The organism is Klebsiella sp. CN_Kp100 (assembly GCF_040065315.1).
In the GTDB taxonomy this organism is placed as follows: Bacteria; Pseudomonadota; Gammaproteobacteria; order Enterobacterales; family Enterobacteriaceae; genus Klebsiella; species Klebsiella oxytoca.
The window spans coordinates 112,258-127,679 of sequence record NZ_JBEAIJ010000039.1 but is presented as its reverse complement, the minus strand read 5'-3'; the positions used below and the strand labels follow the sequence as shown (position 1 = coordinate 127,679).

The 15,422-nt window shown below is 56.5% G+C and carries 13 protein-coding genes; 3 read left to right on the top strand and 10 right to left on the bottom strand.

The window, feature by feature from the left end:
* Nucleotides 1-157: 157 nt before the first annotated feature.
* On the top strand, nt 158-1,825 hold the full coding sequence (gene ettA / locus ABLV12_RS15960; RefSeq protein WP_004108448.1) for an energy-dependent translational throttle protein EttA: 1,668 nt from the start codon (nt 158-160) through the stop codon (nt 1,823-1,825).
* A 161-nt stretch (nt 1,826-1,986) separates the two neighbouring features.
* Here ettA and nadR read toward each other — a convergent pair whose 3' ends face one another.
* Genes nadR through serB form a run of 3 tightly spaced genes read right to left on the bottom strand, consistent with a single transcriptional unit; the run spans nt 1,987 to nt 5,604 of the window.
* Nucleotides 1,987-3,219 (bottom strand): multifunctional transcriptional regulator/nicotinamide-nucleotide adenylyltransferase/ribosylnicotinamide kinase NadR, encoded by a 1,233-nt coding sequence (gene nadR / locus ABLV12_RS15955; RefSeq protein WP_004108450.1) that lies wholly within the window; start codon nt 3,217-3,219, stop codon nt 1,987-1,989.
* A gap of 21 nt (nt 3,220-3,240) precedes the next feature.
* Nucleotides 3,241-4,623, bottom strand: a complete 1,383-nt coding sequence (gene radA / locus ABLV12_RS15950; protein ID WP_004110386.1) for a DNA repair protein RadA — start codon at nt 4,621-4,623, stop codon at nt 3,241-3,243.
* Nucleotides 4,624-4,632: 9 nt separating this feature from the next.
* On the bottom strand, nt 4,633-5,604 hold the full coding sequence (serB, locus tag ABLV12_RS15945; RefSeq protein WP_004108454.1) for a phosphoserine phosphatase: 972 nt from the start codon (nt 5,602-5,604) through the stop codon (nt 4,633-4,635).
* Between the two features lie 104 nt (nt 5,605-5,708).
* Here serB and ABLV12_RS15940 point away from each other — a divergent pair, with 104 nt between their 5' ends.
* On the top strand, nt 5,709-6,350 hold the full coding sequence (locus tag ABLV12_RS15940) for a YtjB family periplasmic protein (protein WP_004108456.1): 642 nt from the start codon (nt 5,709-5,711) through the stop codon (nt 6,348-6,350).
* 10 nt (nt 6,351-6,360) lie between these two features.
* Nucleotides 6,361-7,377, top strand: a complete 1,017-nt coding sequence (gene lplA / locus ABLV12_RS15935; protein WP_064370961.1) for a lipoate--protein ligase LplA — start codon at nt 6,361-6,363, stop codon at nt 7,375-7,377.
* Nucleotides 7,378-7,431: 54 nt separating this feature from the next.
* Here the strand turns inward: lplA and deoD are convergent, their stop codons facing one another.
* The 7 genes from deoD to ABLV12_RS15900 all read right to left on the bottom strand — a co-directional run bounded on the left by deoD (nt 7,432) and on the right by ABLV12_RS15900 (nt 15,391).
* Nucleotides 7,432-8,154 (bottom strand): purine-nucleoside phosphorylase, encoded by a 723-nt coding sequence (gene deoD, locus ABLV12_RS15930; protein WP_004108460.1) that lies wholly within the window; start codon nt 8,152-8,154, stop codon nt 7,432-7,434.
* Between the two features lie 93 nt (nt 8,155-8,247).
* On the bottom strand, nt 8,248-9,471 hold the full coding sequence (gene deoB / locus ABLV12_RS15925; RefSeq protein WP_004108462.1) for a phosphopentomutase: 1,224 nt from the start codon (nt 9,469-9,471) through the stop codon (nt 8,248-8,250).
* A gap of 52 nt (nt 9,472-9,523) precedes the next feature.
* Complete coding sequence (deoA, locus tag ABLV12_RS15920) at nt 9,524-10,846, bottom strand: thymidine phosphorylase (RefSeq protein ID WP_004108464.1); 1,323 nt, start codon at nt 10,844-10,846, stop codon at nt 9,524-9,526.
* Nucleotides 10,847-10,924: 78 nt separating this feature from the next.
* Nucleotides 10,925-11,704, bottom strand: coding sequence for a deoxyribose-phosphate aldolase (deoC, locus tag ABLV12_RS15915; protein ID WP_004098396.1), 780 nt, complete (start codon nt 11,702-11,704; stop codon nt 10,925-10,927).
* Nucleotides 11,705-12,118: 414 nt separating this feature from the next.
* Complete coding sequence (locus ABLV12_RS15910) at nt 12,119-13,396, bottom strand: NupC/NupG family nucleoside CNT transporter (RefSeq protein ID WP_004108467.1); 1,278 nt, start codon at nt 13,394-13,396, stop codon at nt 12,119-12,121.
* 145 nt (nt 13,397-13,541) lie between these two features.
* Complete coding sequence (locus ABLV12_RS15905; RefSeq protein ID WP_016809137.1) at nt 13,542-14,321, bottom strand: metal-dependent hydrolase; 780 nt, start codon at nt 14,319-14,321, stop codon at nt 13,542-13,544.
* Nucleotides 14,318-15,391, bottom strand: coding sequence for a patatin family protein (locus tag ABLV12_RS15900; protein ID WP_325906175.1), 1,074 nt, complete (start codon nt 15,389-15,391; stop codon nt 14,318-14,320). The genes ABLV12_RS15905 and ABLV12_RS15900 overlap by 4 nt, the downstream gene beginning before the upstream one ends.
* Nucleotides 15,392-15,422: the final 31 nt, after the last annotated feature.

The following is a 15,422-nucleotide window of genomic DNA, read 5'->3' as shown; positions in this document are numbered from 1 at the left end:
GTAGATATGCTAATCAGACAACGCGAATCGCGCCACGTCCCGGACATTTTTTTACTCTTTTGTGAAACCCATCGCCTCGCTGGGATTAAAGCGCGAAAAAGGCTACACTTCGCCTTTGAAAACTATCTATCATTATAAATGAGAGGCGAAGTCCAACGTGGCTCAATTCGTTTATACCATGCATCGTGTCGGCAAAGTGGTTCCGCCGAAACGTCATATTCTGAAAAATATCTCCCTGAGCTTCTTCCCTGGCGCAAAAATCGGTGTTCTCGGTCTGAACGGCGCCGGTAAGTCTACCCTGCTACGCATCATGGCCGGCATTGATACCGATATCGAAGGCGAAGCTCGTCCGCAGCCGGGCCTGAAAATCGGCTATCTGCCGCAGGAGCCGCAGCTCAATCCAGAGCAGACCGTACGTGAGTCGGTTGAAGAGGCGGTGGCCGAAGTGGTCAATGCGCTGAAAGGTCTGGACGAGGTGTACGCGAAGTACGCTGAGCCGGATGCCGACTTCGACAAGCTCGCCGCTCAGCAGGGCAAGTTTGAAGAGATTATCCAGGCGCACGATGGCCATAACCTGAACGTGCAGCTGGAGCGCGCCGCAGATGCCCTGCGTCTGCCGGACTGGGACGCGAAAATCGCCAATCTCTCCGGGGGTGAACGCCGCCGCGTCGCGCTGTGCCGTCTGCTGCTCGAAAAGCCAGACATGCTGCTGCTCGACGAACCCACTAACCACCTGGATGCGGAATCCGTAGCGTGGCTGGAACGTTTCCTTCACGACTTCGAAGGTACCGTGGTGGCGATTACCCACGACCGTTACTTCCTCGACAACGTGGCCGGCTGGATCCTTGAGCTTGACCGCGGTGAAGGTATTCCGTGGGAAGGCAACTACTCCTCCTGGCTGGAGCAGAAAGACCAGCGTCTGGCGCAGGAAGCTTCTCAGGAAGCGGCGCGTCGTAAGTCAATCGAGAAAGAGCTGGAGTGGGTCCGTCAGGGCGCGAAGGGCCGTCAGTCTAAGGGTAAGGCCCGTCTGGCGCGCTTTGAAGAGCTTAACAACGTCGAGTATCAGAAACGTAACGAAACCAACGAACTGTTTATTCCGCCAGGCCCGCGTCTGGGGGATAAAGTCGTGGAAGTCAGCAATCTGCGTAAGTCCTACGGCGACCGCGTGCTGATTGACGATCTGAGCTTCTCAGTACCGAAGGGCGCTATCGTCGGCATCATCGGTCCTAACGGCGCGGGTAAATCGACCCTGTTCCGCATGATGTCCGGTCAGGAACAGCCTGACGCAGGTTCTATCACCCTGGGTGAAACCGTCAAGCTGGCCTCCGTCGATCAGTTCCGCGACGCTATGGACAACAGCAAAACCGTGTGGGAAGAAGTTTCCGGCGGCCTGGATATCATGAAGATCGGCAACACCGAGATGCCGAGCCGCGCCTACGTGGGCCGCTTTAACTTCAAAGGCGTTGACCAGGGCAAGCGCGTTGGCGAACTGTCCGGCGGTGAGCGCGGTCGTCTGCACCTGGCGAAGCTGCTGCAGGTTGGCGGTAACGTCCTGCTGCTCGATGAACCGACCAACGACCTGGATATCGAAACCCTGCGTGCGCTGGAAAACGCCCTGCTGGAGTTCCCGGGCTGCGCGATGGTTATCTCGCACGACCGCTGGTTCCTCGACCGCATCGCGACCCACATTCTGGACTACCAGGATGAAGGTAAGGTGGAGTTCTTCGAAGGTAACTTTACCGAATACGAAGAGTATAAGAAACGCACCCTCGGCGCCGATGCGCTGGAGCCGAAGCGTATCAAGTACAAACGTATTGCGAAATAAGAGCATAAGGGCAACGCAGGTTGCCCTTTTTAATATTTGTCACTCTCCCGCCGGGAGAGTGTTGTAGCCCGGCTCAGGCATTCATGCCGCCAGCCGGGAAACCAACCGCAATACCGCGTCAGCCGGGCCAGGGATTCATGCGGCATCAGGCCGCAGAAGGCCTATCCCTGCTCTCCCATCATCTCTTTCACCAGCTCAACGCAGCGCAGGAAGCGGGCGTCGTAATCAGCCTCCTTCACATGCACAAAATCTATCTCGTTCTCCCTGAGCAGCGACACCAGCAGCGACTGGAACTCTTTACGGTCTACGGAGCTGCCAAGGCTTCGCAAGCCATCGGCTACCCACGGCGTGTTGTTTTCCAGCAGAATGACCAGGTCGAAGCGATACTCATCGATCAGCGCCTGAACAAAGGGATGTTCCCGCCCTTCATACTTCAAACAAAACGCCTGAGTACTGACAAAGTCAGTATCGATAAATGCCACTTTATTGGCATATTTTACTGCAAAATCAATATACTGCGCATGACCGAGAGCGATTTTGTCATAGTCGGAATATTGCAGCGCCATCTCATCGCCGCCGAGATGCGAAAAGACGTAGTCGCGGCCATACTCCCAGGCGCTGGTGGTATTAAAGATATTGGAAAGCTTATTCACCAGCGTCGACTTCCCGCTCGACTCACCGCCGAGGATCGCCACCGTGCGTACGAAAAAGGGCTTCACTTCGGTAGGAATATATTCCCAGTAGCGGAACGGATTCTCACGAATCTGCCCGCCGCTGATGTTCATAAAGGTGCGTTTAGGATCGATAAGAACGGTTTCAATCCCCAGATGATCCAGATACTGCGGCGCGTCGCCCTCTTCCGAGGTGTAGATCCAGTTAGGCTCAATGCCCTTCTCGCTCATAAAGGCGCGGATCCCGCGGCTCCAGACGTCCCAGCCGTGCGGATAAGGCTCCATTCCCTCTTCATTGAAGGCGTGGATGCGGATATTTTTTTGATATTTGAACGTTTGCAGCAGCCAGCGCAGGCGGTCAGGCACGGTCGGCTGCTGCGACATCGCGCTCTTTTCAAACAGCTCGCGATCGCGGGGATCGTCGTAGCCCATAATGATATGCAGCTCATCGACCTGGCTACAGGCGCGCTGAATCAAGTAGATGTGCCCGGTGTGCAGCGGGTAAAACTTACCAAATACCACGCCAACGCTTTTTTGCCGACGCGGAAACTCCAGCCCGAGAAACCGGTGCAGCGCTTCGAGCTTTTGCGCGCTGGGGCTTTTAATTTTGGCGTTCAGCAGCTGGCTCAGGTAGCCTTTTGTCATTCCGCTGGCGTCCGCCACCTGCTGTAGCGTACAGCCCTTCTGCTTTATGGCGCTTTTTAAATAGTCAAATGACGACATGGCGAGTCTCCTTTTAACTTATTATAAGTCGTCAAAGACGCTTAGCGCGTCCGCAAGCTTTTTCACGCCAAAGATTTGCATCCCTTCCGGCACTTTTTTCGGCACATTCGCGGCCGGAACAATCGCCCGACGAAAACCATGCTTAGCCGCTTCGGAAATACGCTCCTGGCCGCTCGGCACCGGGCGAATTTCGCCCGCCAGACCCACTTCGCCGAAAACCACCAGGTCCTGCGGCAGAGGACGGTCGCGCAGGCTGGAAACCATCGCCAGCAGCAGCGCCAGGTCGGCGCTGGTTTCGGTGACCTTCACACCGCCAACCACGTTGACGAACACGTCCTGGTCAGCCATCTGCAGACCACCGTGACGATGCAGTACCGCCAGCAGGATCGCCAGACGGTTCTGCTCCAGCCCCACCGCCACGCGGCGCGGGTTGGACATCATCGAGTGATCGACCAGCGCCTGGATCTCCACCAGCAGCGGTCGGGTACCTTCCCAGACCACCATTACCGAACTGCCCGAAGTCACTTCGTCACCGCGGCTCAGGAAGATAGCCGAGGGGTTGCTCACTTCACGTAGCCCCTGCTCGGTCATAGCGAATACGCCCAGCTCGTTGACTGCGCCGAAGCGGTTTTTATGGCTGCGCAAGGTGCGAAAACGAGAATCGGCGTCGCCGTCGAGCAGCACGGAGCAGTCAATACAGTGCTCCAGCACTTTCGGCCCGGCCAGCGAGCCGTCTTTGGTCACGTGGCCGACCATGACGATCGCCACGCCGCGCGTCTTGGCAAAGCGCGTTAAATAGGCCGCCGTTTCGCGCACCTGAGCCACGCTGCCCGGCGACGACTGCACGTCGGCCATATGCATCACCTGGATGGAGTCGATAACCATCAGCTGCGGCTTTTCTTCGTCGGCAATCTGGCAAATCTGCTCAATGCTGGTTTCTGACAGCATATTCAGGTTGGCGGTGGGCAGACCTAAGCGGTGAGCGCGCATCGCCACCTGCTGAAGCGACTCTTCCCCGGTGACGTAGAGCGTTTTCATGCCTTCGGAGAGCTTACACAGGGTTTGCAGCAGCAGCGTCGACTTGCCCGCGCCGGGGTTACCGCCGATCAGAATCGCGCTTCCCGGCACCACGCCGCCGCCGAGCACGCGGTCAAATTCTTTAAATCCGGTCGAAAAGCGCGGCAGCGCTTCGAGGCTGATATCAGAGAGCTTTTGCACCTTCGATACGCCGGCATTACCGGCGTAACCTGACAGGCGTTCGTTTCTTGCCACCTGCGGCGAAGCGGCAATGCGCATCTCGGTTATGGTATTCCAGGCATGACAGGCGCTGCACTGCCCCTGCCAGCGCGGATAATCCGCACCGCATTCATTACAGACAAATGCGCGTTTTGGAGCTTTCGCCACGTTAACCTCTTACTTTTGATTCATGCTGCCGGAGAGAATACAGAATACCCCCATCAGGTCAGCGTGGCGGATTGTCACTTCCGCCAGTTCATTCACTTTGGGCTTAGCATGATAGGCGATGCCGAGTCCTGCCGCTTTAATCATCGGCAGATCGTTTGCGCCATCGCCAATAGCGACGGTTTGCGCCGGCGGGATTTCATACTTTTCCGCCAGTTTACGCAGCGTACTGGCTTTATATTTCGCATCGACGATATCGCCGATGACGTTGCCGGTCAGCTTACCGTCCATGATCTCCAGTTCGTTGGCGAACACCGCGTCGAGATGCAGCTTGTCGCGCAAATACTCGGCAAAGAAGGTGAAGCCGCCGGAGGCGATCGCCACCTTCCAGCCGAGCGTTTCCAGCTTCAGCACCAGCTGGGTCAGCCCCGGCATCAGCGGCAGCGTTTCACGCACCTGCAGAAGAATGTTGGCATCGGCATCTTTCAGCGTCGCTACCCGCTGACGCAGGCTGGCGGTGAAATCAAGTTCGCCGCGCATCGCGCGCTCGGTCACTTCAGAGACCAGCTCGCCGGTACCAGCCAGTTTGGCGATTTCATCAATGCACTCGATCTGAATCGCCGTCGAGTCCATATCCATAACCAGCAGGCCCGGCGTGCGTAAATGCGGGATTTTCCCCAGCGGCGCGACGTCAAACCCGGCCTCATGGGCCAGACGGGTCGCTCGTAGCGTTAACGAACCAGCCAGACGAATCACCTGATAGTCGTCAACCGCCCAGGAGGCAACAATCACCAGGGCCGCCCCCAGCTCTCGCTGCCACTCGGTCAGACGACGCTTGTTGAGACCGCGACCATACAGCAGCCAGCCGCTACGTCCGGCATGATAATCCAACGGCATAACCTCATCACCGCTCAGGGAAAGCGGCAATCCAGGCCACTGGGAAACATCTTCAGGCAGGTCGCACCAGGTCAAACTGTTTGGCATCACGGCTCCACATAACTTCATTCAGGCGAGGAAAATAACGCATGAGGCTACCTTGTAACCAGCGCTTCTGGCAACATTAAGCTGCAAATTTTCAAAGGTGGAATATGGTACGCGCAAAACTTAAATTCCGGCTGCATCGCGCGGTGATAGTTCTGATCTGTCTCGCACTCCTCGTCGCCCTTATGCAGGGCGCTTCGTGGTTTAGCCAGAACAGTCAGAAGCAGCGCAATCCGCAGCTGGAAGAACTGGCCCGCACGCTCGCCCAGCAGGTCACGCTGAACCTGGCGCCGCTGATGCACAGCGAAACGCCCGACGAAAAGCGAATTAGCCAGCTGCTGGACCAGCTTACCCATAAAAGCCGGATCCTCGACGCCGGCGTGTATGACGAACAGGGTGACCTGGTGGCGCGTTCCGGCGAAAGCGTCGAGGTACGCGATCGGCTGGCGCTGGACGGGAAAAAAGCGGGCGGCTACTTCAACCAGCAAATCGTTGAGCCTGTTCAGGGTAAAAACGGGCCGCTCGGCTACCTGCGCCTGACGCTGGATACCCACACGTTAGCCACCGAAGCGCAGCAGGTCGATAATACCACCAATATCCTGCGTCTGATGCTGCTGCTATCTCTGGCTATCGGCGTCGTCCTGACGCGCACCCTGCTGCAGGGAAAACGTACCCGCTGGCAGCAATCGCCTTTCCTGCTTACCGCCAATAAGCCGGTGCAGGATGAAGATAAAGATGAATCAGAATAAGGAAATCGCTATGCCCACGCTGCGCCTGCTGCTCTCTGACTCTTACGACCCCTGGTTCAATCTGGCGGTTGAGGAGTCCATTTTTCGCCAGATGCCCGCAACTCAACGGGTGCTGTTTCTGTGGCGCAACGCCGATACGGTGGTCATTGGCCGCGCACAAAACCCGTGGAAAGAGTGCAACACCCGACGTATGGAAGAAGACAACGTGCGCCTGGCGCGTCGCAGCAGCGGCGGCGGCGCGGTATTCCACGATCTGGGCAATACCTGCTTTACCTTTATGGCCGGAAAGCCAGAGTACGATAAAACCGTTTCCACGAATATCGTCCTGACGGCGCTGAATTCGCTGGGCGTCACGGCGGAAGCCTCAGGCCGTAACGATCTGGTCGTAAAAACCGCTGAAGGCGACCGAAAAGTCTCCGGCTCCGCCTATCGCGAAACGATGGATCGCGGCTTTCACCACGGAACGCTGCTGCTGAACGCCGATTTAAACCGTCTGGCCAACTACCTCAATCCCGATAAGAAAAAGCTGCAGGCTAAAGGCATTACCTCCGTACGCGGGCGCGTAGCCAATCTGGTCGAGCTGCTGCCGGGCATTACCCATCAGCAGGTCTGCGAGGCGATCCAGGAGGCGTTTTTCGCCCATTACGGTGAACGCGTCACTGCAGAAGTGATCTCTCCGGAGAAAATGCCGGACCTGCCGAATTTTGCCGCGACCTTTGCTCGCCAGAGCAGCTGGGAGTGGAACTTTGGCCAGGCACCGGCTTTCAGCCATCTGCTGGACGAACGTTTTACCTGGGGCGGCGTAGAGCTCCATTTCGACGTCGAAAAAGGCCATATCACGCGCACTCAGGTCTTTACCGACAGCCTTAACCCGGCACCGCTGGAAGCGCTTGCCGCCCGACTGCAGGGCTGCCTGTACCGCGCGGATATGCTGCAGCAGGAGTGCGAGGCTTTATTCGTTGATTTCCCGGAGCAGGAGAAAGAGCTGCGTGAGCTGTCAGCGTGGATTGCCGGCGCGGTACGCTAACGTGCGGTCAGATCACGTCGCCCCTCTCCCATAGGGAGAGGGGGGAAGAGATGATTACTCTTTATCGCCCAGCAGAACGGATTCCAGCGCGATTTTGATCATATCGTTGAAGGTCGTCTGGCGTTCAGCAGCCGTGGTCTGCTCGTGGGTACGGATGTGGTCAGATACGGTGCAGATGGTCAGCGCTTTCGCACCGAATTCCGCCGCGACGCCGTAGATCCCGGCCGCTTCCATTTCCACGCCCAGAATGCCGTATTTTTCCATTACGTCGAACATCTCACCGCCGTCCGGCGCATAAAACAGATCAGCAGAGAAGATGTTGCCCACGCGAGCGTCAACGCCCAGCGCTTTTGCCGCGTCAACCGCGTTACGCACCATGCCAAAGTCGGCAATCGCCGCAAAGTCGTGGTCTTTGAAACGCATACGGTTAACTTTAGAGTCGGTGCAGGCGCCCATGCCGATAACCACGTCGCGCAGTTTAACGTCCATACGCACCGCGCCGCAGGAGCCTACGCGAATGATTTTTTTGACGCCGAAGTCGGTGATCAGCTCTTTCGCATAAATGGAGCAGGAGGGGATACCCATACCGTGACCCATAACGGAAATTTTGCGGCCTTTATAGGTACCGGTGAAGCCCAGCATACCGCGGACGTTGTTTACTTCACGGATATCTTCAAGGAAAGTTTCGGCAATGTGCTTCGCGCGCAGCGGGTCGCCAGGCATCAGCACAACGTCAGCGAAATCGCCCATTTCTGCGTTAATGTGTGGAGTAGCCATCGTTAAATCCTTCTGAATGTTATACCTGATGGCGGCTACGCCTAATCAGGCTGACAAAAAAGGCCCGGTGAGCGTGACTCACCGGGCAAAAAATCACAGCATGTTTTTGCCGTATTCCATCGGAGACGTACCGAAGTACGTTGCCAGAGTCTGGCCGATATCGGCGAAGGTTTCGCGGTGACCCAGCGAACCCGGCTTCACTTTCGGGCCATAAATCAGTACCGGAATATGTTCGCGGGTATGGTCAGTACCGGTCCAGGTCGGGTCGCAGCCGTGGTCAGCGGTCAGGATCAGAATGTCATCTTCCCCTACCAGTTCCATCAGCTCCGGCAGACGGCGATCGAACAGCTCCAGGCCCGCAGCATAGCCAGCAACATCGCGGCGATGGCCCCAGGAAGAGTCGAAGTCCACGAAGTTGGTGAAGACGATGGTTTCGTCCCCCGCTTCTTTCATCTCTTTAATGGTGGCGTCAAACAGCGCATCCAGGCCGGTCGCCTTCACTTTTTTGGTAATGCCGCAGTTGGCATAGATGTCGGCGATTTTACCGACCGAAACCACCTGCCCCTTTTTCTCGTCAACCAGCTTCTGTAGCACCGTCGGTGCCGGCGGCTCAACGGCCAGATCGTGGCGGTTACCGGTGCGCTGGAAGTGACCGGCTTTGTCGCCGATAAACGGACGCGCAATAACGCGGCCGATGTTGTAGCCGCCTTCGGTTAGCTCTTCACGCGCGATTTCGCACAGTTCGTACAGCTTATCGAGACCAAAGGTCTCTTCATGGCAGGCAATCTGGAACACCGAGTCAGCAGAGGTATAGAAAATCGGCTTGCCGGTTTTCATATGCTCTTCGCCCAGTTGATCGAGGATAACGGTACCGGAAGAGTGGCAGTTGCCGAGGTAGCCCGGCAGATTTGCGCGCTTAACCAGTTTATCAAGCAGCTCCTGCGGGAAGCTGTTTTCATGCTCAGGAAAGTAGCCCCAGTCAAACAGAACCGGCACGCCGGCGATTTCCCAGTGGCCTGACGGGGTGTCTTTGCCGGAAGAGAGCTCATGCGCCCATGCGTAAGCGCCGATAACTTCCGCGTTGCCGTCCATACCGGCTGCAACTTTACCGGTAGAACCTTCATGGGCCTTAACCAGCCCCAGGCGGGTCAGATTAGGCAAATTGAGCGGACCTTTACGGCCGTTGTCAGCCTCGCCTTTGGCACAAGCTTCTGCAATATGGCCCATGGTGTCTGAACCGACGTCGCCAAAGCGTTCAGCGTCTTCAGTCGCACCGATGCCGAATGAGTCCAGCACCATAATAAATGCACGTTTCATATTATTCTCCGTACCTTTTGCGCTGCAAAAAAGCGATCAGATCAGTATATAACTATTCGGTGATACGACGATAGACTGTCGGCGTAATTTCAGGCGCTTTATCGTCAAGTTTTATGGCCGCTTTCACTGCTTTGGCCGCTTCCTGCCAGCTGTTCTCATCTTTCGCATGGATAACCGCCAGCGGCTGCTGCGTATCAATGCGCGCGCCGAGGGGAACCATGTCGGTGAAGCCGACGCTGTAATCAATCAGATCCGCAGCCTGACGGCGACCGCCTCCCATGGAGACCACCGCCATGCCCAGCGCGCGAGTGTCCATTTCGGCAACAAATCCTTCGCCTTCGGCGTAGACCGCTTTGCTTAGCATCGCGCCCGGCAGGTATTTATCGTAGTTTTCCACGAAATCGCCTGGGCCTTTTTGCGCCGCCACCATCCGGCCAAAGACTTCTGCGGCTTTACCGTTATCCAGCACCGCCTGAAGCTTAGCCCGCGCATCGGCATCGTTCTCCGCCAGCTTGCCGGAAATCAGCATTTCAACGCACAGCGCCATCGTCACCTCAAGCAGCCGCGGATTGCGGTACTCGCCGGTGAGGAACTGCACGGCTTCCCGCACTTCCACCGCATTACCGGCGCTGGAAGCCAGCACCTGGTTCATATCGGTCAACAGGGCTGTCGTCCGCACGCCGGCGCCGTTAGCAACGCCGACGATCGCTTCGGCCAGCGCGGCGGAAAGCTCATAAGTAGGCATAAAGGCGCCGCTGCCGACTTTGACATCCATCACCAGCGCGTCCAGCCCTTCCGCCAGCTTCTTGGCGAGAATCGAGGCGGTGATCAGCGGGATAGAGTCCACCGTCGCGGTGATATCACGCGTGGCGTAAAAACGTTTGTCCGCCGGTGCCAGAGAGCTGGTCTGCCCGATAATCGCGACGCCGACATCTTTAATGATTTCACGGAAGCGGCTATCGTCCGGGAAGATATCGAAACCGGGGATCGCTTCCAGCTTGTCCAGCGTACCGCCGGTATGACCGAGTCCGCGCCCGGAGATCATCGGTACATAGCCGCCGCAGGCAGCGACCATCGGCCCCAGCATCAGGGAAGTCACATCGCCTACGCCGCCGGTAGAGTGTTTATCGACAATCGGGCCGTTAAGATTAAGGCTCTTCCAGTCGAGGACGGTTCCTGAATCCCGCATCGCCATGGTCAGCGAAACGCGTTCCGGCATAGACATATCGTGGAAAAAAATGGTCATCGCCAGCGCGGCGATCTGCCCTTCGGAGATGGTGTTATCGCGGATACCGTTAATGAAAAAACGAATTTCTTCATCGCTCAGCGCATGACCATCACGTTTTTTACGAATAATTTCTTGTGCGAGAAACAAGATTACCTCCCGAGGAAAGAGTCAAAGACCAACCTCAGGCCGGACGACATCCGGCCTTAAGGTCAGACAAATTACGTATTAGTAGCTGCTGGCGCTCTTACCATCGCCGTGACCCAACGCTTTCAGCAGGCTTGCCAGCAGGCTGGAAGCGCCGAAGCGATAGTGGCGAGAATCGGCCCAGTCGGCCCCGAACAGCTCATCAGCAATGGCGAGGAACTTTTGCGCGTCTTCCGCGCTGCGCACGCCGCCTGCCGGTTTGAAGCCCACGCTCTGCTGAACACCCATATCGCGGATGACTTCCAGCATAATGCGCGCGCTTTCCGGGGTCGCATTCACCGGAACTTTACCGGTCGACGTTTTGATAAAATCAGCGCCGGCTTTGATGGAAATTTCAGATGCTTTACGAATCAGCGCTTCTTCTTTCAGCTCGCCGGTTTCGATAATGACTTTCAGCAGCACGTTTGCTGCCGCGCAGGCTTCTTTACAGGCTTTGACCAGGTCAAAACCCACCTGTTCGTTGCCCGCAATCAGCGCGCGATAAGGGAACACGACGTCGACTTCATCCGCGCCGTAGGCAATCGCCGCGCGGGTTTCCGCCAGCGCAATATCGATATCATCGTTACCGTGCGGGAAGTTGGTCACCGTCGCAATGCGGATATCCGGGGTTCCCTGTTCGTTCAGCGTTTTGCGCGCGATCGGGATAAAGCGCGGGTAGATGCACACTGCGGCAGTATTCCCTACCGGTGTTTTGGCCTGATGACACAACGCGATCACTTTCTCATTAGTGTCGTCATCATTCAGGGTGGTCAGGTCCATCAGTTTCAACGCGCGCAGGCTGCTTGCAGTTAAATCAGTCATTTCATACTCCGACGGCGTATTGCCGGTTAAAAGTTTGTTCACCTTGCGAGTCTGTTACTATTGTAACATTGCCTCGCCGCCACACTTCGATATACATCACAGTTAATGAAAACTAATTGCCAATTTGCATTACTTTGACGTGATTAAAATCACACTAAATAGCCAAGCCCGGGCTTCATGAGCGTACAGCACTTTATAAGCATAAACAGCAATCTCCGGCCCGATGGAATGTTATTATTATAACATATCCGAACGCGATAACTCGATATCAGCAGGGTCATTTTGTGCGAACAACGGCGAAAAAGAGCACTAACGATGGAAAAACAGAGCGTTGCAGGATGATGGAATTTTAACAATTGTGGTAAAAATACCGGCGGCAGCGCCGCCGCCGGTATTTTCTCGCTGAAGCACGCGTTATAGCGCGAGGAAGACGCCTGCGATGGTGGCGCTCATCAGATTTGAGAGCGTACCCGCCGCCACCGCCCGCATGCCCAGCTGCGCGATTTCCTGGCGGCGATTGGGCGCCATACCGCCTAAACCGCCAATCAGAATGGCAATGGATGACAGGTTGGCAAAACCGCAAAGGGCAAAGGAGATAATGGCCTTAGTGTGGGTTGAAATGACCTGCAAACCTGCGGCAGCCACCTCGGCGTCGGCTTTCAGATATTCGCCGAAATTCATATAGGCCACAAACTCATTGATGATCAGCTTCTGGCCGATAAATGAGCCGGCCACGGTGGCTTCACTCCATGGAACGCCAATCACCCACGCCAGCGGCGAGAAGACCCAGCCGAGAATCATTTGCAGCGACAGATCCGGGTAGTTAAACCAGCCGCCCACGCCGGAGAGGATCCCGTTAACCAGCGCAATCAGCGCGATAAACGCCAGCAGCATCGCGCCAACGTTAAGCGCCAGCTGCATCCCCGAAGCTGCCCCGGATGCGGCAGCATCCAGTACGTTTGCCGGCGCTTCCGGATCGGCGTCATTTTTTTCCAGCGCCGGGCTATCTTGCGGCTGCTCGGTTTCCGGCACGATAATTTTCGCAAACAGCAGGCCGCCCGGTGCCGCCATAAATGAAGCGGCAATCAGATATTCCAACGGTACGCCCATCTGGGCATAACCGGCCAGAACGGAGCCCGCGACCGAAGCCAGGCCCCCGCACATCACCGCAAATAGCTCAGAGCGCGTCATGGTGGCGATGTAAGGACGCACGACCAGCGGCGCTTCGGTCTGGCCAACAAAAATATTCGCCGTGGCAGAGAGCGATTCCGTGCGCGAGGTTTTCAGTACCGCGCGCAGCGCCCCGCCGAGTATGCGGATCACAAACTGCATAATGCCCAGGTAATAAAGCACGGCGATCAGCGATGAGAAGAAGACAATGACCGGCAGGACGCGCAGGGCAAAAACAAACCCGCCGCCGCCGAAGACCTCAAACATCTTGTCGGAAACCAGACCGCCGAAAATAAAGCCGATCCCTTCATTGCCGTAAGCAATCACGTTGGCAACGCCGTTAGACATGGCCAGCAGCGCCGTGCGCCCGGCCGGCACGTAGAGAATTAACGCGCCGATCCCCACCTGGATAATCCAGGCGCCGAGGACGGTGCGCAGGTTGATGGCTTTTCGATTACTGGAGAGGAGCACTGCGATGGCTAACAGTACCACCATGCCGATAAGTCCCATGATAATTTGCATACAGAATCCCTGTGTATTGATAGTTCAGCGTAAAACCCCGCGATTATAACGGCATGGAACCATCACGCTCATCACAGCTCACACATTTTAGGCAAAACAATGAGATAAAAAGGCAGGAATGAGACACAAGTCACTCAATAAAAGGTTATAAAATAGCAAAAACCTCTTTTGTATTACAAAACATGGTATTAGCTATCTCTTCAGCAGGCTCAGAGCGTAGCTCACATAAGGCGGTGAAGACGCGAGCCGCTTGCTCAGGCCTGTTCGGCTGCCCCTGGAAACCGTTTAACGGCATATCCGGCGCATCGGTCTCCAGTAACAGCGCAGAAAGTGGCAGCTGCGCCATCACATCGCGGGTCTTGCTGGCGCGCGGGTAGGTAATGGTACCGCCAACGCCGATTTTATAGCCCAGCTGGACAAAACGTTCGGCTTGCTGAAGACTACCGGCAAAACCGTGCACCACGCCGGTACGCGGTAAAGCGTGCTTTTTTAGCAGCATCGCCAGCTTGTCATGAGTGCGTCTGGAGTGGAGGATGACCGGCAAGTCGTAGCGTTTCGCCAGACGCAACTGCGCCTCCAGGAGAGAAATCTGGCGCTCGAACTGCGGATCTTCGCGATAGAGATCGAGGCCAATTTCCCCAACCGCGATCAGCTTAGCATCGCGTTTCGCCAGGCAGGCTTCAAGCCGCGCCAGACTCTCTTCTTCATGCCGCTCAATTACTATCGGATGAAGCCCCAGGGCCGCGTAGAGCGGAGCATACTGCGCCGCAAGCCCTAATACGCGGGCAAAGTTATCCGCTTCCGTCGCCGGTACGATGATTTGCCTCACGCCAGCCTGAGCCGCTCGGGCAATACTGGCAGTTTCGTCGCCGGTGAAAGGAGGGAAATCGAAGTGACAGTGGGTATCAATAAATCGCAAGGTCACGCGAGGTCCTCATTATCAAAGCTGGCATCATTGGCCTGCTCAGCCGCGATGACCGGAACCTGAGGGATCTCGTTGGCCACGGGCGCCGGCGGGATAACCACCGTTTTCGGTACCGCAATGCGTGGCGTATGACGCAGCAAAGGAGGCCTGTCGGCCAGCAGTTTACCGACCGTAGCGAGGAAATAGCGCCCGCACTGGCGCCCGGTTTTGTAGTCTTCCAGTAAAGCAGGAAGACGGCTGCCTAAAGCCATACTTTTCAATGGCTTCTGTGGATATATTTCCAGAATTCTCAGCTTACCCGGCGGCTTCTCAATGAACTCTTGCGTGGAGCGATAGGTGGTTTCGTGGTGCTGTACCAGATTCACAAACGGCTGCAGGCTACTTTCGCCAAGCCAGCGCTCCATCCGTTTAAACCACTGCGGGGTGTAGTACATCTGCGAAGGCACGGTGCGGATCACTACAATTGTTTGCGCGCCCCGACGGGCGGCCTCCTGCACCGGGATCGCATCGCTGACGCCGCCGTCCAGATAGCTCACCCCATCCAGCATAACGCCGCTGCGGTAAAAACCGGGAATAGCGCTGGAGGCGCGAATCAGATCGAGCCAGGTTTGCTGGGTAGGGGAAAAGTAGTTGGGCGTATAATCATCGCCGCGGCAGGCGCACATCCAGAACTCTTTACCCTGAGCAAAACGGTCTTCAGCATAAGCCATCGCCAGCGGCATTTTTTTGGCGGTGCTGTCGACCAGCCAGTCGAGATCGATGAGGTTGCCTCCGCGGACAAAACGCATCGGGTCGAAAAACTCGCGGGCGGTGGTGTAGCGGGTGATCACCTTGCGGGCATAGCCAGGCTGGTTGCACAGATAGGCCGAGAGATTTTGCGCCCCGGCAGAGGTACCAAACAGCATATCGAACGGGTTAAATCCCGCGCGCATAAATTCGTCCAGCACCCCGGCGGTAAAAATGCCCCTCTGTCCCCCACCTTCGCACACCAGCGCAAGCCTGCCCGGCTGGAAGGGTTTAACAGATAACGGCGTAATGTTGCCCAACGTAACGGGAATTCGCTGCCCCACCCTGCTTTCCTGTCTGGCTTATTATAAAAAC

What these genes read in the sequence shown, in the direction of transcription:
- deoC (WP_004098396.1), bottom strand. Translation starts at nt 11,704, where the DNA reads ATGACTGATTTAACTGCAAGCAGCCTGCGCGCGTTGAAACTGATGGAC.
- deoD (WP_004108460.1), bottom strand. Translation starts at nt 8,154, where the DNA reads ATGGCTACTCCACACATTAACGCAGAAATGGGCGATTTCGCTGACGTT.
- ABLV12_RS15910 (WP_004108467.1), bottom strand. Translation starts at nt 13,396, where the DNA reads ATGCAAATTATCATGGGACTTATCGGCATGGTGGTACTGTTAGCCATC.
- nadR (WP_004108450.1), bottom strand. Translation starts at nt 3,219, where the DNA reads ATGTCGTCATTTGACTATTTAAAAAGCGCCATAAAGCAGAAGGGCTGT.
- serB (WP_004108454.1), bottom strand. Translation starts at nt 5,604, where the DNA reads ATGCCAAACAGTTTGACCTGGTGCGACCTGCCTGAAGATGTTTCCCAG.
- lplA (WP_064370961.1), top strand. Translation starts at nt 6,361, where the DNA reads ATGCCCACGCTGCGCCTGCTGCTCTCTGACTCTTACGACCCCTGGTTC.
- ABLV12_RS15940 (WP_004108456.1), top strand. Translation starts at nt 5,709, where the DNA reads ATGGTACGCGCAAAACTTAAATTCCGGCTGCATCGCGCGGTGATAGTT.
- deoB (WP_004108462.1), bottom strand. Translation starts at nt 9,471, where the DNA reads ATGAAACGTGCATTTATTATGGTGCTGGACTCATTCGGCATCGGTGCG.